The 20,939-nt window shown below is 69.6% G+C and carries 16 protein-coding genes and 2 pseudogenes; 8 read left to right on the forward strand and 10 right to left on the reverse strand.

The genetic code is table 11. The features are described from left to right. From ACFXC1_RS46640 to ACFXC1_RS46650, 3 genes and pseudogenes are all read left to right on the forward strand, one after another. Positions 1–375, forward strand: a pseudogene (locus tag ACFXC1_RS46640) (succinate dehydrogenase); the annotation flags it as partial. Positions 376–458: 83 nt separating this feature from the next. Beyond that, the gene (locus ACFXC1_RS46645; protein WP_381255211.1) at positions 459–1,205 is read left to right on the forward strand and encodes an SDR family oxidoreductase; all 747 of its coding nucleotides are present in this window, start codon (positions 459–461) and stop codon (positions 1,203–1,205) included. Between the two features lie 140 nt (positions 1,206–1,345). After that, positions 1,346–1,516 carry a hypothetical protein gene (locus ACFXC1_RS46650; RefSeq protein WP_381255213.1) on the forward strand — a complete coding sequence of 57 codons (171 nt, stop codon included), beginning with the start codon at positions 1,346–1,348 and terminating at the stop codon, positions 1,514–1,516. Positions 1,517–1,741: 225 nt separating this feature from the next. Here the strand turns inward: ACFXC1_RS46650 and ACFXC1_RS46655 are convergent, their stop codons facing one another. Beyond that, complete coding sequence (locus tag ACFXC1_RS46655; protein WP_381255216.1) at positions 1,742–2,413, reverse strand: sigma-70 family RNA polymerase sigma factor; 672 nt, start codon at positions 2,411–2,413, stop codon at positions 1,742–1,744. A gap of 431 nt (positions 2,414–2,844) precedes the next feature. On the opposite strand from ACFXC1_RS46655, the gene ACFXC1_RS46660 reads away from it, so the two are divergent. Continuing rightward, positions 2,845–5,613 (forward strand): helix-turn-helix transcriptional regulator, encoded by a 2,769-nt coding sequence (locus tag ACFXC1_RS46660; RefSeq protein WP_381255217.1) that lies wholly within the window; start codon positions 2,845–2,847, stop codon positions 5,611–5,613. A gap of 34 nt (positions 5,614–5,647) precedes the next feature. Here the strand turns inward: ACFXC1_RS46660 and ACFXC1_RS46665 are convergent, their stop codons facing one another. The 3 genes from ACFXC1_RS46665 to ACFXC1_RS46675 all read right to left on the reverse strand — a co-directional run bounded on the left by ACFXC1_RS46665 (position 5,648) and on the right by ACFXC1_RS46675 (position 8,261). Next, positions 5,648–6,313 (reverse strand): nitroreductase, encoded by a 666-nt coding sequence (locus ACFXC1_RS46665; protein WP_381255397.1) that lies wholly within the window; start codon positions 6,311–6,313, stop codon positions 5,648–5,650. Positions 6,314–6,387: 74 nt separating this feature from the next. Further along, complete coding sequence (qcrB, locus tag ACFXC1_RS46670) at positions 6,388–7,986, reverse strand: cytochrome bc1 complex cytochrome b subunit (protein WP_381255219.1); 1,599 nt, start codon at positions 7,984–7,986, stop codon at positions 6,388–6,390. Positions 7,987–8,000: 14 nt separating this feature from the next. Further along, a complete protein-coding gene (locus tag ACFXC1_RS46675) occupies positions 8,001–8,261 on the reverse strand; it encodes a WhiB family transcriptional regulator (protein ID WP_381255222.1) in 261 nt (86 codons plus the stop codon). A 188-nt stretch (positions 8,262–8,449) separates the two neighbouring features. Here ACFXC1_RS46675 and ACFXC1_RS46680 point away from each other — a divergent pair, with 188 nt between their 5' ends. Then, positions 8,450–9,328, forward strand: coding sequence for a sigma-70 family RNA polymerase sigma factor family protein (locus ACFXC1_RS46680; protein ID WP_381255225.1), 879 nt, complete (start codon positions 8,450–8,452; stop codon positions 9,326–9,328). A 25-nt stretch (positions 9,329–9,353) separates the two neighbouring features. Here the strand turns inward: ACFXC1_RS46680 and ACFXC1_RS46685 are convergent, their stop codons facing one another. Continuing rightward, positions 9,354–10,289 carry a sigma-70 family RNA polymerase sigma factor gene (locus ACFXC1_RS46685; RefSeq protein ID WP_381255228.1) on the reverse strand — a complete coding sequence of 312 codons (936 nt, stop codon included), beginning with the start codon at positions 10,287–10,289 and terminating at the stop codon, positions 9,354–9,356. A gap of 188 nt (positions 10,290–10,477) precedes the next feature. Here ACFXC1_RS46685 and ACFXC1_RS46690 point away from each other — a divergent pair, with 188 nt between their 5' ends. Beyond that, positions 10,478–10,939, forward strand: coding sequence for a hypothetical protein (locus tag ACFXC1_RS46690; RefSeq protein ID WP_381255230.1), 462 nt, complete (start codon positions 10,478–10,480; stop codon positions 10,937–10,939). A gap of 12 nt (positions 10,940–10,951) precedes the next feature. Here ACFXC1_RS46690 and ACFXC1_RS46695 read toward each other — a convergent pair whose 3' ends face one another. The 3 genes from ACFXC1_RS46695 to ACFXC1_RS46705 form a co-directional block, all read right to left on the reverse strand. Beyond that, entirely contained in the window at positions 10,952–11,293 is a 342-nt protein-coding gene (locus ACFXC1_RS46695) for a hypothetical protein (protein WP_381255232.1), read from the reverse strand. A 35-nt stretch (positions 11,294–11,328) separates the two neighbouring features. After that, positions 11,329–12,684: an NAD(P)/FAD-dependent oxidoreductase gene (locus tag ACFXC1_RS46700; protein WP_381255235.1), complete on the reverse strand. Its 1,356-nt coding sequence runs from the start codon at positions 12,682–12,684 to the stop codon at positions 11,329–11,331. A gap of 116 nt (positions 12,685–12,800) precedes the next feature. Further along, entirely contained in the window at positions 12,801–13,250 is a 450-nt protein-coding gene (locus ACFXC1_RS46705) for an SsgA family sporulation/cell division regulator (RefSeq protein WP_381255238.1), read from the reverse strand. 418 nt (positions 13,251–13,668) lie between these two features. Between ACFXC1_RS46705 and ACFXC1_RS46710 the strand changes: the two genes are divergently transcribed. After that, positions 13,669–16,416: a helix-turn-helix transcriptional regulator gene (locus ACFXC1_RS46710; RefSeq protein WP_381255400.1), complete on the forward strand. Its 2,748-nt coding sequence runs from the start codon at positions 13,669–13,671 to the stop codon at positions 16,414–16,416. Here the strand turns inward: ACFXC1_RS46710 and ACFXC1_RS46715 are convergent. Then, complete coding sequence (locus ACFXC1_RS46715; RefSeq protein WP_381255241.1) at positions 16,413–19,223, reverse strand: ATP-binding protein; 2,811 nt, start codon at positions 19,221–19,223, stop codon at positions 16,413–16,415. The two genes, ACFXC1_RS46710 and ACFXC1_RS46715, sit on opposite strands and share 4 nt — an antisense overlap. Positions 19,224–19,294: 71 nt before the next feature. Next, positions 19,295–19,516: pseudogene (locus tag ACFXC1_RS46720) on the reverse strand (cupin domain-containing protein); the annotation flags it as partial. Positions 19,517–19,941: 425 nt separating this feature from the next. Here ACFXC1_RS46720 and ACFXC1_RS46725 point away from each other — a divergent pair. Further along, positions 19,942–20,931 (forward strand): ROK family glucokinase, encoded by a 990-nt coding sequence (locus tag ACFXC1_RS46725; protein WP_381255244.1) that lies wholly within the window; start codon positions 19,942–19,944, stop codon positions 20,929–20,931. The last annotated feature ends 8 nt before the right edge of the window (positions 20,932–20,939 follow it).

The following is a 20,939-nucleotide window of genomic DNA, read 5'->3' on the forward strand; positions in this document are numbered from 1 at the left end:
ATGACCGAGCACGCAGGTGTCGTACGTGACGAGGAGGGCCTGCGTGCCGGACTGGCGGAACTCGCGGTGATCGAGAAGCGCATGGAGGCCGTCGGCATCCATCCGGACATCGCGGGTTTTCAGGATCTGGCGCACGCCTTCGATCTCAAGTCGGCCGCGCTCGCGGCCCGGGCCACCCTCGAATCGGCGCTGGAGCGCCGCGAGACGCGTGGCTGCCACAACCGCAGTGATTATCCCGAACTGGATCCGGCGCTGCGGGTGAATCTCGTGTGGTCCCCGACGGCGGGCGTCACGCGCGAGGCCATTCCGGCCGTGCCGGAGGAGATTTCCGCCCTGATGCAGGACGTGTCGACCGCCGGGAAACTCGTCGAATAGGCCGAGGAGCCGGTGTCACAGACAGGGCCCGTATCCGGTCTCTACTGGTGCAGGCATCAGGTAAACCCGAAAGGAATTCCGTCATGAAGGTCGTAGTGATCGGCGGCACCGGGCTCATCGGCTCGAAGGTGGTCGCCGGGCTCGCGGCGCACGGGCACGAGGCGGTCGCGGCGGCGCCCAGCACCGGTGTCGACACGCTGACGGGGGAGGGGCTGGCCGAGGTTCTGAAGGGTGCGTCGGTGGTTGTCGACGTGTCGAACTCGCCGTCGTTCGAGGACCAGGCGGTCATGGACTTCTTCCGCGCGTCGACGGCGAATCTGCTGAAGGCGGAGAGCGAGGCGGGCGTGGCGCATCATGTGGCGCTGTCGGTGGTCGGCACCGAACGCCTTCTGGGGAGCGGGTACTTCCGCGCCAAGCAGGCCCAGGAAGACCTGATCAAGGCGTCCGGCAACCCCTACTCCATTGTCCATGCCACCCAGTTCTTCGAGTTCGCGAAGGGTCTTGCCGACGGGGTCACCCAGGGCGACACCGTGCACCTGCCCGACGCGAAGATCCAGCCGATCGTCTCCGACGACGTCGCCGCGGCTGTCGCCCGTGCGGCGGTCGGGGACCCGGTGGGCGGCGTGGTGGAGGTCGCCGGTCCCGAGGCGTTCCAGCTGGAGGAGTTCATCCGCATGGGCCTCAGTGCCCAGGACGACCCCCGCAAGATCGTCACGGACCCGCAGGCGACCTATTGGGGCGCCGAGTTGCAGGAGAACACGCTGCTGCCGGGACCCGACGCACACATCGCCACGACGCGCTTCGCCGACTGGCTCACACGACAGAAGTAGAGCTCGTTCCGGGTGGCCCTTTTCGGAGGAAAGGGCCACCCGAACCCTTTCGGAAGAAGTTCGCCGAATTCCCTCGCAAGGCAGCCGGAACATGTCGTCGGCCGCCGCACGAGAATGCCGACGGCAGCACAAGGAGCACGATGACCGAAACCCATGAGCGACGCACCGACATCGCCGCGACCGTCATGGCGCTGGCCGCCGAAGCCGCCGAACTGCAGACCCGTGTCACCGAACTGCGGCAGGAACTGGTGGACGTCGACGACTGCATGGCAGCCGTCTCGACGGCTCTGCGCAGGCTTTCGCCGCTATGACGTCCGCAAGGAAAGGAATGGAAGTGAACGCTCGGCGCCAACCGCTCTGAGTCGCCATGCGCGATCCATACCGCTCTGACTGGCCCCCACGACACGCTGACCCGCATGGAGGCCGGGGCATTGGCCGCTGACAGTCGGCGGCGGTGTGCGGCCCGGAGCCGAGTGCGTCGCGCGTCCTCCCGGCGTTCCCCGATCGGCGGCCACGCTGAAGACACTCGCTGACGACTACTCGCTCACCCTGCGGGGCATCGGCTCGAAGGCGGTGGCTGGGCGGTGGCCGGCGTCCGAGGAAAGGACCCTTTCCAATTGCGCAAGGTCGCCGGACTGGGCTGCTGCGAGGAACGCCTGGACGAGACGCCGATACGCGACGGAGTCGACTGGCTGCCTGCGCCGGTCCGTGGTGAGACGGTTCTGGGCGCGTGACACCTGCTGCCTCGCGTTCGCGACGCTCAGGCGCAGGATCGCGGAGATCCGGGCGTACGGGTAGCCGAAACCCTCCCGCAGGACGTACGCGGCCCGTTGCCTCGGCGTCAGTGCCTCCATCAGCAGGAGGACCGCCCTTTCAACGGCTTCCAGCCGCTCGGCCGCCGCTTCCGGGCCCGCCTCGGTGTCCGCCGGATCCGGAAGCCAGGTGCTGGCGCAGGACTCCCGGCGCCTCCAGGCGGACTGGACGACGTTGATGGCCAGCCGGACGGTGGTGGTCCTGAGCAGCGCCGGCGGGTTCAGGACGACCGTGCGGTCTGTGCCCTGCCACCTGAGCCATGCCTCTTGGATGACGTCCTCGGCCTCGCCGGCGTCTCCGACGATCCGGTTGGCGATCCTGAGGAGTCCTGGCCGGGCCCGGACGAACACCGACGTCGCGCTGTCCAGTTCACCGACCGTCGGGGTGGCCGTCATGCCCGCCGTCTCCCGACCTCGCGTGGCTGCGACCGTTTGTGTGTCCACGACCGGCTCCTCTGCTCCGTAGGTCAGTCGCTTGAAAGGCGGCCGAAACCAACATCGCGCGCAGGGGCAGCCGGTCGCCCCTGTGAAAGCCGTAGTGGGCTCCGTGGTTGCTGCGTGGCAGGTCCGTGACCGAGCCCTGAAGTCGGCCGCCCGGCAGCGCTACGAGGCAGGTCGGAGCCGTTTCGCCGATATACGGGCAGTGCCGTTCTGTGTCTGTACCGCCGCCACCACCGGTGCCGACGGTGACGCCGACCCCGGCCCGCCACCGGTGGCAACGGCCGGCGGACCCGCCGCCAGGACACTGTCGGCCGACGAATTCCGCCGCAGCGGTCCGGAGCCGTGCCTACGGACGCTGGTCTATTCTGATGATCAGGGAGGCTGCCATGACGAGCCGCGGTTCATTTGCCGGACTCCTCGGGCGGCGAAACGAGTGCCGGGTCCTCGACGACCTGTTGGCAGGCGCCAGGTCGGGGCGAAGCGGGGTCATGGTCCTGCGCGGTGAAGCAGGGATCGGGAAGACCGAGCTGCTGAACTACGTCTTCGAGCGTGCCACCGGATGTCGCATCGTCAGGGCTGCCGGAGTCCAGTCCGAGATGGAGCTGTCCTACGCCGGCCTGCATCAGCTCTGCGCTCCTCTGCTGGGCGGCATCAACGATCTTCCCGAGCCTCAACGCGACGCCCTCTGCACGGCGTTCGGGCTGCGCGGCGGTGAAACACCCGACCGGTTCCTCGTGGGTCTGGCCACGCTGAGCCTTCTTGCGGACGTCGGCGGGGACCAGCCGCTGGTGTGCCTCGTCGACGACGCGCAGTGGCTGGACGACGTGTCGGCGCAGACTTTGGAGTTCGTCGCCCGTCGGTTGTTCGCCGAGTCGGTCGTGCTCGTCTTCGCTGTCCGCGAGCCCACCGCCCGCAAGTCGATCGGCGGCCTGCCCGAGCTGCCGGTGAAGGGCCTGACCGAGAGCGACTCCCGGAAACTCCTCGACTCGGTCGTCACCGGTCCGCTCGACGACCGGGTACGCAGCCGTATCGTCGCCGAGACGCGCGGCAACCCGCTGGCCCTGCTCGAACTGCCCGGCGGGTTGGCCCCGGTGGACATGACCGACGCCTTCGTACGTCCCGACGCGCGGCTGTTGTCGAGCCAGATCGAGCAGGGCTTCCTTCGCCGCGTCCAGTCCCTCCCGGCCGAGACGCAACGGCTGCTGGTCACCGCCGCCGCCGAGCCGGTCGGCGACGTGACGCTGTTGAGACGTGCGGCCGGACGGCTCGGGATCGACGTGGACGCCGCGGTGGAGCACGCGGAGACATCGGGATTGATCACTTTCGGCACGTGGGTGCGCTTCCGGCACCCGCTGGTGCGCTCGGCGGCGTATCGCGCGGGGGGCCGGGACGGCCGTCGCGAGGCGCACAGGGCGTTGGCAGACACGACCGACACCCAACTCGATCCCGATCGTCGGGCGTGGCATCTGGCCTGTGCGGCAGCCGGACCGGACGAGACAGTGGCCGCCGAGCTGGAGCGCTCGGCGGACCGGGCGCAGGCGCGTGGCGGAATCGCCGCAGCAGCGGCCTTTCTCGATCGGGCTGCCGAGCTGACCCCGGATCCCGCACGCCGCGGAGCCAGAGCGTTGGCAGCGGCGCAGGCCAAATACCGGGCCGGCGCGTTCGACGCCGCGCGGGAGCTGGCGGACGCGGCGGAGCTGGGCCCCCTCGACGATCTCGGCGCTGCGCAGTCGACATTGCTGCGCGGTCAGATCATGTCCGCGTCGAAGAGCGCCAGCGCAGGTCTGCCGCTGCTGCTGGAGGCGGCCAAGCGGTTCGAGCCGCTTGACGCGAGGCGCGCCCGTGAGACCTACCGGGACGCGATCTACGCGGCTCTCACCGCCGGCCGGCTCCCGAAGGGCGGCGTCCGAGAAGTGGCGAAGGCCGTACTGAGCGCACCGAGGCCCGCTGAGCCGACACGCGACGACCTCCTTCTGACGGGTCTTGCACGGGTGGCCACGGAGGGCTACGCCGCGGGTACGCCGATGCTGCTCAAGGCGCTGGCCGCATTTCGCACCGACGAGGTCTCGGGGGCGGAGGGACTCGGCTGGCTCCCGCTCGCCTGCCGTCTGGCACACAGCACCTGGGACTTCGAGAGCTGGTCCGTGCTCTCGGCGGGATTGGTCGACCTGGCACGCGAGACCGGGGCTCTGTCCGTGTTGCCGTCGGCTCTGCTGCTGCGCCTGTCGAATCGGGTCTTCGCGGGCAACCTCGCCGGAGCCGACTCCCTCGTCGTGGAGGCGACCGCGATCGGCGAGGCGACCGGCAGCAGGTTCTTCGCGCACTACGGGGCGCTCGTCGTCGAGCCGTGGAGGGGCCGGGAGACCGAGACCCGGCGGGCGATCGAGGCAATCACCCAAGACTTCCTCCTGCGAGGAGAGGGCAAGGTGGGCACCGCCACGCAATGGGCGGCGGCGGTGCTCTACAACGGCCTCGGCCGATACGAGGAGGCCTATGAGGCCGCCAAGCGCGGTTGCGAGAATCCACAGGAACTCGGCCTGTACCTGCAGTCGATGGTTGAACTCATCGAGGCCGCAGCACGACTCGGAAGACCGGAAGACGCAACGGAGACAGTCCGGACGATCCACGACATGGCGCAGGCCAGTGGCACCGACTGGGCTCTTGGCACCTCAGCCAGGGCTCGTGCGCTGGTGAGCGACGGCCAGGCCGCCGACGCCTTGTACCGTGAGGCGATCGAGCGACTCGGCAACACCGAGGTCAAGACGGAGCTGGCACGTGCCCACCTTCTCTACGGCGAGTGGCTTCGCCGCGAGAACCGCCGCGCGGACGCCCGTGTTCACCTGGCCGCCGCCCACGAAATGCTCAGACAGATCGGGGCCGAGGCTTTCGCGGAACGTGCGCGACGCGAACTTCAGGCCACGGGAGCAAAGGTTCGTAAACGCAGTGCCGCGACGCACGAAGCCCTCACTCCGCAGGAGGCGCAGATCGCCCGTCTCGCCGCCGACGGGCTCACGAACCCCGAGATCGGCGCCACGTTGTTCATCAGTCCTCACACGGTCGAATGGCACCTCCGCAAGGTGTTCTCGAAGCTCGGCATCTCCTCCCGCAAGGAGATCCGCGCCCTGCGGCTCGAAGGCGAGGCGACGTCGGCCTAGGCCGTGCGACGCCGTGAACCGGCCGGCGGCGGCACTAACGTTCGATGAACGTGACCGTCTCACCGAGCGGCGCCCTGCCCGTACGGGCGTCGTCGACCGTGACGTCCTCGTATCCGATCGACATACCGCAGAAGAGCATGAGCTCGTCCGGCGGTGACAGGACCTCCGCGACGCTCCTGCAGAACTTCGCCCACGCCATCTGCGGACAACTGTGCAGCCCTTCGGCGCGGAGCAGCAGCATGACGGTCTGTAGAAACATGCCGCAGTCGGACCACTGGGCCGGGCCCAGATCGCGGTCGATGTAGCAGAACAGGGCGGCGGGGGCGCCGAAGCAGTCCCAGTTCGCGGAAGCGGCCCGCTGCCGCGCCTCCACGTCCTCGCGCGGGATGCCGAGGGCGCCGTAGCGCTGCTCACCGAAGGCGGACCGACGCTCGTGGTAGGGGGATTTGAGTGCGGGCGGGTACTGCTCGTACTCCGGTTCGTCCCAGGCGTCCCCCTCGGCTAATCGCTTGCCGGCGTTCTTCTTGAGCCTGGCCAGTGGCCCGCCGGTCACCACATAGGCGCGCCACGGCTGGATGTTCGATCCGGACGGCGTCCAAGCCGCAGCGGACAACACGCGTTCCAGCACGTCCCTCGGGACATGCCGGTCGGTGAATCCGCGCACAGCCCGTCGGCTCGTGACCGCCTCGTAGACGTCCAGGATCGTCCACCTCCCCATCTGGTCAACGCGTCGGCTTCGGTTCCGATGTGACGCAGGCTCGAGAACGGGTCTGGTCATCGGCGCACTTCTTTGGCCGGCGTTTTCTTGTTCTTGTATTCCTGCACAGTCGGTTTGGTGATCTGCGCGTTCTCGCCGTAGAGGCGCTCGCTGAGCCGGACACGCAGATTGCGGGCAAGGCGGAACACGGTGTTCGGATTCGCCGCTCCGTTCGCGGTGCCGGGATCGAGCGGACGGTACTGGTCGTGCTGGGTGAGAAGGTGGAGTTGCTCCTGGCTGAGCGGCTGGTGCACCTCGACGAATTCGCCGTTGGGTAGACGTTTGATGATGCCGGTCTCGCGTCCGTGGAGGACTTTGTCGCGGTCGCCGCGCTGAAGTCCGAGCGCCCAGCGTTTTGTCACCGAATAGGCCGCGACGGGCACCACGAAGAGGCCGATGCGGACGGCCCAGGTCACCGACTCGACCGCGACATGGAGACGGACGGCGATGATGTCGTTGCCGGCGCCGATCAGTGCCACCGCGTAGAAACTGAGCCAGGCGACGCCGAGTGCCGTTCGTACGGGCCGGTTTCGCGGCCGGTCCAGCAGATTCTGTGCGCGCCTGTCCCGCGTCACCCAGGACTCGATGAACGGATACACACCCAGGGCGAGGAAGAAGCCGACACCGGCGGTCAGCGGAATCAGGTTGTCGAGCGCGAGGGTGTGGCCCCAGAGATTGATCTCCCAGCCCGGCATCACCCGCAGCAGTCCGTCCGCCACGCCCATGTACCAGTCGGGCTGCGAACCGGCGGAAACCTGGTCGGCGCGGTAAGGGCCGTACTGCCAGACGGGGTTGATCTGCGCGACCGCGGCGATGACGAGGACGGTGCCGGTCACCAGCAGGAAATACCCGGCGGACTTGACGGCGCGTACCTTGGCCGGCACGCCCACGACATTGCTGTTGGTGCGCCCACGGCCCGGGTACTGCGTGTGCCCGTGGTAGAGCATCAGGGCCAGGTGGGCGGTCAGGAGTCCCACCATGAGGGCGGGGATGATCAGGACGTGGATGGTGTTGAAGCGGGCCACCAGGTCGTGGCCGGGGAACTCGCCTCCGAAGAGGAACATCGACAGATACGTTCCGACGATCGGAATGGAAAGGATCGTTCCGTTCACGACGGCGAGGCCGGTCCCCGACAGCAGGTCGTCCGGGAGGTCGTATCCCGTCAGTCCCGCGAACATGGCGAGGACCAACAGCAGGAAACCGAACACCCAGTTGACTTCGCGCGGCTTGCGGAAGGCGCCGGTGAAGAACACCCGCATCATGTGGGCGAGCAGCGAGGCGACGAAGATCAGCGCCGCCCAGTGGTGGGCCTGCCGGATCAGCAGACCGCCGCGGACGTCGAAGGAGATGTGCAGGGTCGAGGCGAACGCCTCCGACATCATCTGTCCGCGCAGCGGTGCGTAACTGCCGTTGTACCGAACCTCGTTCATCGACGGATGGAAGAAGAAGGTCAGATACACGCCCGTGACGACGAGAATGACGAAGCTGTAGAGGCAGATCTCCCCGAGCAGGAACGACCAGTGGTCCGGAAAAGCCCGTCGGGCCTTTTCTCTGACGAGGCGGGGGACGCCCAGTCGTCCGTTCGCCCAATCGGCAACGTTTTCACCCTTGCCCATGTTGCTGCCGCCCCTCATAGATCGCTCGGGCGGCTTTGTGCGCGCGAGATGTCGGGTCCGCGCATCGCACGGCGTTCCCTTTCCGTTGTTCCGCCCCAGATGCCGTCCGCCTGCCCCACGCGCATCGCCCATTCGAGGCACTGCTCCGCGACCGGACACCGGCCGCACACGGCCTTCGCCTCGTCGATCTGCCGGAGGGTGAGGCCGCTGTTGGATATGGGGAAGAAGAGCTCGGGATCTACGTGCAGGCAGGCTGCCCGTTCACGCCAGTGCATGGCATGGTCACCTCGTTCGGCAGTCAAGGAAAAAGTGCGGTGCTGCTCTGTAAGACCGGGCGGCCGCCGCATGTGTGACACGAGGCCGCGGCGAGCCCGTGTCACAACAACCGGGGGTTTCCGGTCTTAGGGGTAAGCCGATGCCCTTGCCCTGTGTGGGGCCGTGCGAGCGAGAGGGAGGATGCCGGATGGACCAGGGCGATGCGGTGCCGATCGCCGAGTTGTGGGAGGAGCGCCGGTACCTGCTCGACGTCGCCCACTGGATGCTGGGCGACCCGGGTGTGGCGGAGAGTGTCGTCGACGAGGCATATCGGCGGTGGTACGGGCTGTCCGACGCGGCGCGTCGGCAGGTCGCCGTTCCCCGGTCCTGGCTGGCGAAGACAGTCGGCGGGATCTGCCTGGGCCGGCTCGCACTGCCCGACCGGGGCGCGGCAGGCCCGGAGGCGGAGGATGAGCGGCCGTCGGAGGTGGAGGAGGAGGCCGGCCGGGTCGTACTGAACGCGCTGGAGTCGTTGTCGACGGCCGAGCGCGCGGCGTTCGTGCTCCGCGCTTTCGGTTTGGCGCCGGGCGCCGTCGCCGACATCGTGGGCCGCACGGAGCCCGAGCTCGCCGAGCTCGCCGAACGGGCCAGACAGTGGCTGCAGTTGCAGCGCACCCGCTCCACAACGCCACACCAGCATGACACCGCCGTCCGCGCCGTGCGCCGGGCGTGCGTCACGGAAGACGGCGAACTGCTCACGTCGTTGCTGAGCCCCGACGTCACAGCGTTCTTCGACGGGGGCGGCAAGGTGCGGGCACTGACCGGACCGGTCCACGGCAGTGGGCCGGTCACCGACAGCCTGCTGACCCTCCTGGCCCGCCGCCCGCACACCACCCTGACGACCCAATCCGTCAACGGCCGGACCGGCCTCGTCGCCCACTACGGCCGCCAGGTCGCCGGCGTCATCAGCCTCGACGTCGCGAACGACCGGGTCGCCCAGTTCTGGGTCATGCTCAATCCCGACAAACTGCGGTCCTGGAACCATCCCCGTACCGACGGTGGCGCAGGCTCGGACGCGAGCCCCTGACAGCAGGGAGGACCTCACGCCGCCGTCACACGCCGTCCGGCACGGTGTCGAGGGACCTCGTGAAACGGGAACGCGAATCGAGGAAGGCGGCGATCTTGCTCGGAGTGAACACCCACATCACCTGGTGAATGCCGTACTTCGACGCGGCGGCGGTCATGAAGGCGAGGGTCCGCCCGTCCCGGCGGACCACCACGCCCGTAGCACCGTTGGCATCGACCAGCTCGGGCTCCGCCTCCCGCCAGAGGTGCCGATAGGCCGAGAGTCTGGCCACCCGGGCACGGCCCAGCACAGGCAACCGGGCACAGCCCCGCATTCCGTTGCCGTCGGAGAGGCTGACGACATCGGGTGCGAGCAGGGCCTCCAGCGACGCCACGTCTCCCGTCCGGGCCGCTGAGACGAAGGCGGTCAGAAGGCGTCGGTGCTCGGCGGCGTCCACACTCTCCCGTCGCTCGTCCAGCAGGTGACGACGAGCACGGCTCACGATCTTCCGCACATTGACGACGCTGAGTTCGAGCATGTCGGCGATCTCGGCATAGGCGTAGTCGAACGCCTCACGCAGTACATAGACGGCACGCTCGACGGGAGTCAGCTTCTCCAGCACCAGCAGCAGGGCCAGCTCCACGGCCTCAGCGCGCTGAGCACCGACCTCTGGGTCCGCGCTCGTGTCGACGGGCTCCGGCAGCCACGGTCCGATGTACGTCTCCCGGCGCACGCGCGCCGACTGAGCGACGTTGATGGCCAGACGAGTTGTCGCGCTCGAAAGGAAGCCCGCGGGATTGGCCACCACCGAGCGGTCGGTCTTCTGCCAGCGCAGCCACACCTCCTGGACCACGTCCTCGGCCTCGACCGCGCTGCCGAGTATGCGGTAGGCGATCCCGAAGAGCCGCTTGCGATGGGGTACGAAGACGGCGACAGCTCCGTCGAGGTCGTCGGTCCGGGTGGGGGACGGTTCGACATGCATGATCCATTGGCCTCCGTTGCTCCGTTTCATCCGCTGCATAGACCGCGGCCGACTGCTGCCTGTGACAGGAGCGGACAATGTTTTTTTCACGAGCTGCCGAAATCCCACTGTTCGGCACACTGAGATGTTCTGTCTGGCACCCGAAGCACTGCATATGATGTCGAGAAGGGTTGAGGAGGGGAGAAAACATGGTCTCTACGAGCCGAACGGCACACAGCATCGAGGTCACCGCCGAGGGCCTTCAGGAGGAACTGGCCCGGCTGCAGATCCAGAAGCAGGCGCTGGAAAGGGAGCTGGCCGCCGTCGTGGCACATCTCGGGTCGGTCCAGCGTGCTCTCGGGGCCCTGGCCAGCGTGATCGGCGCCCCGGCCGACGATGCGCCCCAGGACGAGGACATCGCGCCCGCCACCTCCCGGCCGGACCACGACGAGGACGCGCACAAGCAGTACGGCAGGCTCACCGAGCAGATCATGAAGTACTTCACCCAGGTCGGCGACATCGACGTGCGGGCCCGTGATGTCGCGGCGGCGCTCGACCGTGACACCGACAGCGCGAGCATCAACGCGGTCCGCAGCACACTCGACCGTCTCGTCGCCTCCTCCCGTGTCCAGCGCGCCGGCAGGGGCCTGTATCGCGCCGGGCGTTCCTAGGCGGCGCGGCGGTCAGCGCGACGATCCCAGGATCACCACGACGCAGGCGGTCATCGCGAGGGTGATCAGGATCATGGCGGTGAGTGTTCCCCGCAGCCATTGTCGGATCCGGACCTGGTGCTGTGCCTCTATCGCCTCGACGCGTTCGGCGATGTGGTCGGTCACCATGCGGGCGACGTGTCTCTGCTCGTCGACGTACCACCTTCCGATGTCCCGCTTCTGCTCGGGGGTGAGCCCCTCCACGCGCCTGGTGAGGGCCGCCACGCGGCGGTGCGTCGCTCCCATGTGAGCCTCCTGGTACAGGTAGCCCTCGATGTCGGGCAGACCGCGAGCGGCCTCCTCACGTGCGGTCATGGCGTACCCCCGGTGGAATCGAGAACCCCACATGGTCATGCCGTACTTCCTTCCTTCGCCCGGTCGGCCCCCGGGTCCTGTGTCCGCCCGCCCGTGACGAAGGCGTCCCGGGGATGCTGCACGGAGGCGAGGGAGACGAGGTCCCGGCCGGTCAGGGCCGCGGTGAGCCAGACCGCCAGGACGCGGATCTTCCGCTCCCAGCTGGGCACCGCCAGCACGTGATAGCCCCGGTGCATCAACCATGCCCAGAATCCCTTGATGACGATGCCCTTGTACTGGAAGATTCCCCGCCCCAGGCCCAGGGTCGCCACCACGCCCAGGCTGCTGTGGCGGTAGTTCCGGACTCGTTTTCCGCGCAGATCGGCCACGAGGTTCTTCGCGAGGAGCCTGCCCTGCCGTACGGCGTGCTGGGCGTTGGGCACCGTGCGTGCTCCCGGCACCGGAGAGGCCAGGTCGGGAACGGCCGCGTCGTCGCCGGCCGCCCACACGTCCGGCACCGGCTCGCTCTCCGTGCCCACACGCAGATCGGCGCGGACCAGCAGCAGGCCGCGCTCGTCGAGCGGCAGGTCCGTGTGGTTGTGCACGACCGGGTTCGAGGCGTTGCCCGCGGTCCAGACGATCAGGGTGGAGTCGTACTCCTGGCCGTCGGAGAGGACGACGTGGCCGTCCTCGGCGGACAGCAGCTGGGTGTTCAGGTGGACGTGCGCGCCCCGGCGTTCGAGGTGGCGCACCACCCACGCACCCGGTTTGTCGCTCACCTCGGGCAGGATGCGGCCGCGGGCCTCGACGAGGTGGAAGGACAGGTCGTCGATGGTCAGTTCCGGATAGGACCTGAGCATCGCGGTCGCCAGCGAGAGCAGTTCGCCGAAGCCCTCGACGCCGGAGAACCCGCCGCCCACGAACGTGACGGTGAGCAGCCTCCTCCGCTCGGGGCCGGGCGGCAGCGACGCGGCCTGGTCGAACGCGGTCATCAGCCGGTCCCGGACCGCCACGGCCTCCTCGACGTGCTTGAGACCGATGGCCTGCTGCGCGAGGCCGGGGATCGGGAAGGTGCGGGTCACGGCGCCGGCGGTGACCACGAGGATGTCGTAGCGCAGCTCGTAGGCGTCTCCGTGCACCGGGCGGACGGTCACCGTGCGGTCCGCCGCGCGGATCCCGGTCACGGTCCCCGCGATCAGCCGGGTGCCGCTCAGATGCCTGCGCAGTGAGACGACGGCGTGCCGCGCCTCCACCGAACCGGCCGCCACCTCCGGCAGGAACGGCTGGTAGGTCATGTACGGGCGCGGGTCGACGACCGTGACCCGCGCCTCGCCCCGACGCAGCTTCTTCTCCAGGCCCCATGCGGTGTAGAAGCCCGCGTAGCCGCCGCCGACGATCAGAATCTCTCGCATGATTCCCTCTGCTTTGTTGTCCGCCACCACGTAGACCGCGCAGGCCGCGCCGATGTGACATGCGCGCCGGGGACGGGGTTCGCGGTGCCGGTCCGTCCGGCTCTCGGAAAGGACTCCTACCGAAGCGACTCGCCCGGATCGCTCAGGAGGTGGTGGACGGCTGCGTCCATGTCCAGGTGGCATTCCTCGGTACCGGTGGGCACCATCGCGAGGGTTCGTCGCAGGAAGGCTTCCAGGGCTCGTGCCGAGACGGTCACGACGACCGCCTCCTGCCTGGGACACGGGCACAGCGCGATGTGCACCTTGCCCGCCCACGGGAGCCGGGAGGGCCACACCTGGATGTCGCCGACGCCGGTGAGTTTCTCCAGTCCGTCGAGGAGGAGATCGCGGCCGACCACCCAACGCACGGTCGCGTCGGTGCACATGTGGAACGTCAAGGAGACCGCGTAGGGGTCGGCTGTGTCGTAGGAAAGATCGAGCATCACTGGCCGGTCCACTCCTTCGGAGACGACCAGGCGGACAAGCATCCGGCACACCGCCAGGGTGCAACTGTCGGGTTCTCTCATCACATCACCGCTCGGTAAACCGGTGGGATCAAGGGAGTTCGGGGGGCACACGGTGTGAAGCGTCATGTGCCCGGTCGTGTGATTCAGGGACAACACGATTCTGCGAGACCCCCGTGTGCCCGCACCATCAGTCAAATGACCCGTGAGTCGCCGTGCAGTCACGTTACTGATGTTTGTCCTCGCGGGCCGGGTGCACGGTGAGCCCAGGTCTTCCCGCCGTGCGGCGGGACGGACAGAGCAACCTACGGAGTACCAGATGTCACTCGGCTCGCGTGTCGAACGGCTGCCCCGGCCCCCTGTCGGACACCTGCCCCCACGATGGCCGCAGCACCGTCCGGACCTCGCAGCACGTAGGGCCGTGCCCGAACCGCCGGGTGGGACCGTGCGGTTGGCAGCGGACGGCAGTCGGCCTCCTGAGGTGGTGGGCCGTGTGCGACAGCTCCAGGAGATCACGGCGCTGCTCGGGCCGGGTACGGCCGGGGGCCGTGCACTGCTGCTCTCCGGGGAGCCGGGGGTGGGCAAGAGCGTGTTGCTCGGTGAGGTCACCAGGGCCATGTCCAGGGCGGGTGCCCGGGTTCTGTCCGCCGTCGGCGTCCGGTTCGAGACCGAACTCGCCTACGCGGGTCTTCACCAGTTGCTGTTGCCGCTGAACGACCGGTTCGAGAGCTTGGGGGACACACATCGGAAGGTGCTGCGCAGTGCGCTGGGCTACGGCGGTGATCCGGTGCCCGACGGGCCTGACGTCTCCCATTCAGTGCTCCTGCTGCTGCGCCGAGCGGCGGCCGAACGCCCGGTGTTCATCGTCGTGGACGACCTCGCCCGGCTCGACCGGCCCAGTTCGGAGGTGCTGGGCTTCGTCGCCCGTCGGCCGGCGAGCAGCCGTATCGGATTCCTCGCCGCCTCCAGGTCGGGAGCCGGGACCTTCTTCGATCGGGACGGGCTCGCCCGCTACGAGGTGCCACCGCTGGACAGGGATGCGGCCGCGGAACTGCTCGGAGCCCGCTTTCCGGGGCTGGCCACATCTGTCCGCGACCGCGTCCTGGAGCAGGCGCAGGGCAATCCGCTGGCGCTCGTGGAGTTGCCCGCCGCGCTGAGCGGCGCGCAGCGCGGCGGGTTGGCCGATCTGCCCGACGTGCTGCCCCTCTCCTCACGTCTTCGGAGCCGTCATGCCTCGCGCGTGGCCGGCCTGTCGGCAGAATCGCGTCGGCTCCTGCTGCTCCTCGCCCTCGACGACACCGGAGATCCGGGCGTCCTCCGTGCAGGGACGCAGGACCGGAACGCTCTTACGGCGCTGGCGGCGGAATCGGACAGCCTGATCACCGTCGACGGCACGAACGGCCGGGTCGCCTTCCGTCATCCGCTGATGGGGGCCGCGGTCGTCGACACCAGCACCCTGACCGAGCGCTGTCAGGCTCATCGCGCACTCGCCGAGATCCGCGCGGAGACACCTGAGCGGCGTGCCTGGCACCTGGGCCGGGCAACCCTCGTTCCCGACGAGCGTGTTGCCGCCCTGCTTGAGGAGGCCGGGCAGCACGCCGCCCGACGAGGTGACGCGCCAGCGGCGGTCGCCGCCTTCACCAGGGCCGCCGAGCTGAGCCCCCGTCCCGCGGACCGAGGACGCCGACTGACCCGGGCCGCCTACCTCGGTGCGGACGCGACCGGTGAGCTGCGCTCGGCGTCGGAGCTCCTCGACCGTGCCCGGCGCGCGGACCCGGACCTCGCCGGGTCTCCACTCGCCGCCGCCACCGGGGTGCTCCTCCTGCTCAACGGCGGTGACGGCGACATCGACCTGGCTCACCGCCTCCTGGTGGAAGCCATCGAGAACGGTACCCACGGATACGACGCCGGGGACGACGCCCTCATCGAGGCACTGCGTGTGCTGCTGCTCGTGTGCTGGTCCGGTGGTCGCGACACCCTGTGGGAACCCTTCCACGCCGCACTCGACCGTCTGGAGCCGGCTGCTCCGCCCATGCTCTCCGCCTACGGCAAGAGGCCGGTGGACCCGGCCCGCACCGGCTCGGCCGGCCATCCGCAGTTCGACCCGATCCCCGGCGGCATCCGGAACGGCGAGGACCCGGGGCAGATCGTCCGCATCGGTACGGGCCCCGTCCACCCCGACGTGCTCGCGAAACTCCACGACGTCTCCTGGGGTGCGGTCCGTCGTGGCCGGCGGGGCGGCCATGTCCGCCGGCACCTCGACGCGCTCATGCACCTGTGCCTGGAGGCCTTCCCGACGGGCCGATGGGAGGAGACCGGAACGCTGGCAGCCGAGGGACTGAGGATCTGCGACGAGCGCCAATACCCCTTCTTCGCCTGGTACTTCGAGTACCAACAAGCTCTGCTCGCCGCCGTCCACGGGCACTTCGAGGAGAGCCGGAGCCTGGCCGACCGGATCACGCAGTGGGCCGTGCCCCGTGGGGTTCTGGGGGCGGCGGTCTTCGCCGACCACGCCCGGGTACTCACCGAACTCGGTGCGGGCGACTACGAATGCGCGTATCGCCACGCTGTGGCGATCAGCCCCGCCGGCCGACTCGCGTCCCACGCTCCGCACGTGCTGTGCGCCGGCCTGGATCTCGTGGAGGCGGCGGTGCACACCCGGCGCACCCGTGAGGCAGAGGCACATGTGCGTGCGATGCGGGACGCCGGTGTCGCGGCGCTCTCCCCGCGGCTGGCGCTGCTGGTGGCGGGCTCCGCCGCGCTCGTCGCACCCGCTGACGGCGCGATCCGACGCTTCGACCAGGCACTGTCCGTTCCAGGGGCGCAGAGCTGGCCCTTCGACCTGGCCCGGATACGGCTGGCCTACGGTGAGCGTCTGCGGCGCATGCGCTTCGTCACGGAGGCCCGGAACCAACTGGACGCGGCGGCCGAGGCGTTCGAGCGCCTGGGCGCCCGGCCGTGGGCCGACCGGGCAGCGGGCGAACTACGCGCCACCCGTCGGTCCCGGACCGGGACGAAGCACGGCTCCGTGACGCTCACCGCGCAGGAACAGGAGATCGCCGCACTCGCGGCTTCCGGGATGACCAACAAGCAGATCGGTGAACGTCTCCACCTTTCGCCCCGAACCGTGGGCTCGCACCTCTATCAGCTGTTTCCGAAACTCGGAATCGCCTCACGTGCGGCACTCAGGGACGCGCTCGCGTCCCTTCCCCCGGGTACCGCGTTCTAGGGCTGCGACGAGGTGGGAGACCGCTCCGCCCGGGACCGCTCCGGCGGCAGTGCGGCGAGGGCCTCGCCGAGGGTGACACGAGAGGTGATGCCGAGTTTCGGGAAGATCCGGTGCAGGTGGGCCCCCACCGTTCGGTGGGAGAGAAACAGACGTTCGCCGATCTGTTTGTTGGTCATTCCGGAGGCGGCGAGTGCGGCGATCCGGTGTTCCTGCTCCGTGAGCTGGATGGTCCCCAGGTCCTGGCGGGCCCTCGTGGCGGTACGGCCGGTGGCCCGCAGCTCCTCCGCCGCTCGCGCCGCCCAGGGTGCGGCCCCCAGACGGCGGAAGGTCTTGAGGGCGGCGGTGAGGTGCACCCGGGCTTCCGTCACGGCCCGTGTGCGACGCAGATGCTGCCCGTAGGCCAGACGGACCCGCGCGAGGTCGAAGGGCCAGCGGTCGGCACCAGGAACGGCGAGCGCTTCCTCGAAGTGGTCGGCGGCCCGGTCCTCCGAGGCGGCGATCGCGGCCGAACCGGCGGTGACCAGCGCCAGGCGGGCGGAGATGCCTGGCAGACCCGTCCGCCGCATCGCGGCGACATGCGCGAGCGCCTCGGCCCGCCGCCCGCTGCGGACGGCGGCTTCCACGAGGTCCATGGGAACCCACAGGGCCAGCGGGGCATGGGGGGCCAGCACACCTGAAGGGCTGATCGCCGATGCGGCGAGGTAGGCCTCCTCGTGGTCCTCGCGTCCGAGGGCGGCCAGTGCCGTCATGTGCAGTGCGAAGTGCTCGATGGTTCGGGCACCGCGGGACACCGCCCAATCCGTGATCCCCTGCGCCAGTTCCCGCACCGTGCCGTCGTCGCCCCGCGCCGCGGCGAGCAGGCCCTGCGCCCGGTGGAACTGCTGGGCCAGCAGTTGATAGCCGTGGGCTTCGCACAGCGCCACTCCCTCTGTCGCGAGACGGCCGCACTCGTCCCACCGACCTGTCATGAAGTCGTCCAGGCACAGCACGACCAGTGCGATGAGGGCCGAGGTGACCGCCCCGCCCTCGCGCCCGTCGTCGACGACGGGCCAGAGAGCCGCACGGCATCCCGTCGCCCGGTCGACGAAGAGTGCCGCCATCGAGATGCGTTCGATCCGGCTCGGGTCCGATTCCAGGTGCAGGTCGCGGATCACCGCGTCGAGCAGGCCGAGGGAGGCCGTGGAGGAACGTGCCGGGTCCGCGTAGACATCGCCGAGCACTTCCTGGAGGGGAGGCATCGGCACGGTCAGCTGGGACATGGCCGCGTGATACGCGCCCCAGAGCTCGGGTCTGCCCGCGCACAGACACACCCGGCGCAGGGTGCACAGCGCCTCGAAGAGCGACTCGTCGTCGCCGTCCGACCTGCCCTCGCGGGTCGTGATCGCACCGACGAGCAGCCGGTGCGCGGTGTTGACGTCACCGTCGCGGTTGAGCAGTACGTGGGAGGCCGCGGCCGCCGCCCGCAGCGATCCCCTCAGGTCGGGGTCGGCGCGCCGGGCCTCGACCAGCAGTTCGGCCGCCGTGCGCAGCTCTCCGGCGACATCCGCGCCCACGAAGGCGGCTTCGGCCAGCCGTCTGCTGCGGTCCGCGGGACCGGGAGTGAGGTCGGCGGCCCGTACCAGCGCGTTGAACGCGCCGACGGCGTCGCCGCGCCGGCGCACCCGGTGGGCGGTGTGCTCCAGGAGCGCCGCGACCCGCTCGTCCGGATCGGGAGTGGCCTCTGCCAGGTGCCAAGCCCGGCGGTCGGGCTGATCGGCCAGTGCCCTGGCCAGAGCGTGGTGGGCGTCCAGCCGCTGACCGGCGGTCGAGCCCGACACGATCGTCGCGCGGATCAGTGGATGGCGGAAGGACAGCCGCCCCAGGCCGCCGTGCTCGACCCGCAGCAACTGTGCCCGCTCCGCGGGGGCGAGCAGGGACGGTACGTCCTCGCCGGGGGCGGCAGCCCGCAGGACCGGCAGGTCGCCGCTGTCCTCCAGCGCGGCCAGAAGCAGCAGGCGGCGGGTGGTTGCCGGCATCTCCGCGACCCGGGAGGCATAGTGGTCCTGCAGCCGACGGCTGAGCGGGAGCACCTCGGACAGCACCACTCCCGCGCTGCCCCGCGAGTCGTCGAGTGCGACCGGCAGCTCCAGCAGGGCCAGCGGATTGCCCTGGGCCTGTGCGAGGACATGACGCAGCTCCCGCCCGGCGAGCATCGGGAACCGGGTGCCGACCAGGTCGGTCGCGGCCTCGTCGTTCAGCGGCGACACGGTGAGCTCGGGAAGTCCCGCACGTTCGAAGAAGCTCTCGAACCCGGGCCGTGAAGCGGCGAGAAGGCCCACCCGGCTCCCGGTCAGTCGCCGGGCGACGAACGCGAGCGCCGAGGCGCTGGCCCGGTCGATCCATTGCAGGTCGTCGATGACCAACAGGACCGGACGGGTGCTCGCGGCCCTGCGGAGCAGCGCCAGTACCGCCCCGTAGGCGACCAGCCGGTCCACTGTGGCCCCGTCACGCGACCCCAGCGCGACGGTCAGGGCCTCGCGGTGTGCCGGGTCGAGTCCGTCGCACTCGTGCAGCAGGGGTTCGAGTACGTGGTTCAGTCCGGAGAAGCTCAGATCCGCGAGGAACTCGACCCCGGCCGAGCGCAGCACCAGCGCACCGGCCGCCGTCGCCGATTTCGCTGCGGTATCCAGGAGAACTGACTTGCCGACGCCCGGCTCCCCGGACAGCAGCAGCACCCCACCGCGTACGCGTACCTGGTCGACGTACGACCGGAGCAGCTCCAGCTCCCGGTCGCGTCCCACCAGCCCCTCGGTCGTACTGTGCGACATCGATCCATCACCGGCCACAGTGGCCCCCTTCGAGAACTGTCGTGAGGAACTCGGCGTCTCCGAGCGGTGGTTCAGTCGGCGGAAGGCCGCGGGGCACGCAGGTGGGCCCGCTTCGCCAACTCGTCCTCGTCGACCGGTGTGAGCATCGGCCGACCGGGGGCGCCCAGCGTGACGACGACGTACTTGGCCGGCGTGTCCGACAGGGCGTTGCCGTTCTGGTAATGGATCACGTCACCGCCCGGCTCCCAGAACGTCTCACCGGCCTCGATCACACGCTCGGGCTCGCCTTCGAGCACGGGCATCGCCGAAACACCCTCCGGCACGAAGGCGTTTGCCGGAATCCCGGGGCCGGTCGCCTGCCGGTCCTCGCGCTCGCCGCCCGTTGATTCCATCTCCAACACCGTGTGACACCTCCGTCGATCTGCTTGCTTCACGGGAGGAGACCGGGCACGGCCCGCGTGTGTGACACGGCGGGCGGACGAAATCCAGGACGCAGTCGAATGACTCAAGCAACGCGACGCCGGATCGCGGAAGCTGAGGCAGTCCCTGGACAGGCGGGGAACCGTCACCTTCAGGGTGCCGAAGCCACCTGCCGGCCGTTCCGGACGGTGATGAGCCGGCTCTCCTCCCTTTCTCTCACATGGAAGAACAACGTTAGGAACCACACCATGTTTCTCCTTTTCACCGACCACGGGTTCGATCGCGTGGGCGGTGCCGCATGAACGAACAGAACGGCGGTCTGACCGTCGGCGTCGATCTCGGCGGCACGAAGATCGCCGCAGGGGCGGTCGACCCGGCAGGGGAGGTGGTCTCACGTGTGCGCATCCCCACCCCGCACGACCCGGACCGGATCGCCGAGGTGATCGCCGAGGCGGTACAGCGGGTCCGCACGGGTCGGGACGACATCCGGGCGGTCGGCGTCGGAGCCGCCGGATACGTGGACGCGGACCGCTCCACGGTGCGCTTCGCACCCAACCTGGGCTGGCACGACAAGGCGATCCGGGACATCGTCCAGGAGGCCACCGGACTTCCGGTCGTCGTCGAGAACGACGCGAACGCCGCCGCGTGGGGCGAGTTCATCCACGGAGCCGGTGCCGGGCACGACGACATGCTGATGGTCATGGCGGGGACCGGCCTCGGCGGAGGCATCATCAGCCGCGGCCGGCTCTTCCGGGGCCGCTTCGGCATGGCAGGCGAGATAGGCCACTACCGGGCGGTCCCCGACGGCCTGCCGTGCCCCTGCGGCCAGCACGGCTGTATGGAGCAGTACGCCAGCGGAGCCGCCCACACGCGCCGCGCCCGCGAGATGGCGGTCGCCGATCCGGCACGGGCCGCGGTGGTACTCGCGTTGGGCGACGGCACCCCCTCCGGCCTAGCGGGCCACCATGTGACCAAGGCCGCCCTCAGCGGCGACCCCTTCTCCCTCGACGTGTTCGCGCAGTCGGGCCGCTGGCTGGGCCAGGCTCTCGCCGACCTCGCGTCCATCCTCGACCCGTCCGTCCTCGTCATCGGCGGCGGCCTCGGCGACACCGGCGAACTGATCAGGCGTCCGGCCGAGATCTCCTACCGTCGGGCCCTCGGCGGCGGAGAGCACCGTGTCTACGCCGAGGTCCGCACCGCCACCGTCGGATCGGACGCCGGCCTCGTCGGCGCGGCCAACCTCGCCCGCCTCCACGAACTGCTCTCGTCCCCGGCAGCGCTTCTCTGACCCGCGAC

It is taken from the genome of Streptomyces hokutonensis, from assembly GCF_042751305.1.
Classification (GTDB): Bacteria; Actinomycetota; Actinomycetes; order Streptomycetales; family Streptomycetaceae; genus Streptomyces; species Streptomyces hokutonensis_A.

Excerpts from the sequence above, each read along its gene's own strand:
- ACFXC1_RS46705 (WP_381255238.1), bottom strand. The coding sequence starts at position 13,250 with ATGAGAGAACCCGACAGTTGCACCCTGGCGGTGTGCCGGATGCTTGTC.
- ACFXC1_RS46660 (WP_381255217.1), top strand. The coding sequence starts at position 2,845 with ATGACGAGCCGCGGTTCATTTGCCGGACTCCTCGGGCGGCGAAACGAG.
- ACFXC1_RS46675 (WP_381255222.1), bottom strand. The coding sequence starts at position 8,261 with ATGCACTGGCGTGAACGGGCAGCCTGCCTGCACGTAGATCCCGAGCTC.
- ACFXC1_RS46655 (WP_381255216.1), bottom strand. The coding sequence starts at position 2,413 with ATGACGGCCACCCCGACGGTCGGTGAACTGGACAGCGCGACGTCGGTG.
- ACFXC1_RS46680 (WP_381255225.1), top strand. The coding sequence starts at position 8,450 with ATGGACCAGGGCGATGCGGTGCCGATCGCCGAGTTGTGGGAGGAGCGC.
- ACFXC1_RS46725 (WP_381255244.1), top strand. The coding sequence starts at position 19,942 with ATGAACGAACAGAACGGCGGTCTGACCGTCGGCGTCGATCTCGGCGGC.
- ACFXC1_RS46645 (WP_381255211.1), top strand. The coding sequence starts at position 459 with ATGAAGGTCGTAGTGATCGGCGGCACCGGGCTCATCGGCTCGAAGGTG.
- ACFXC1_RS46690 (WP_381255230.1), top strand. The coding sequence starts at position 10,478 with ATGGTCTCTACGAGCCGAACGGCACACAGCATCGAGGTCACCGCCGAG.
- ACFXC1_RS46700 (WP_381255235.1), bottom strand. The coding sequence starts at position 12,684 with ATGCGAGAGATTCTGATCGTCGGCGGCGGCTACGCGGGCTTCTACACC.
- qcrB (WP_381255219.1), bottom strand. The coding sequence starts at position 7,986 with ATGGGCAAGGGTGAAAACGTTGCCGATTGGGCGAACGGACGACTGGGC.
- ACFXC1_RS46715 (WP_381255241.1), bottom strand. The coding sequence starts at position 19,223 with ATGTCGCACAGTACGACCGAGGGGCTGGTGGGACGCGACCGGGAGCTG.
- ACFXC1_RS46650 (WP_381255213.1), top strand. The coding sequence starts at position 1,346 with ATGACCGAAACCCATGAGCGACGCACCGACATCGCCGCGACCGTCATG.
- ACFXC1_RS46685 (WP_381255228.1), bottom strand. The coding sequence starts at position 10,289 with ATGCATGTCGAACCGTCCCCCACCCGGACCGACGACCTCGACGGAGCT.
- ACFXC1_RS46695 (WP_381255232.1), bottom strand. The coding sequence starts at position 11,293 with ATGACCGCACGTGAGGAGGCCGCTCGCGGTCTGCCCGACATCGAGGGC.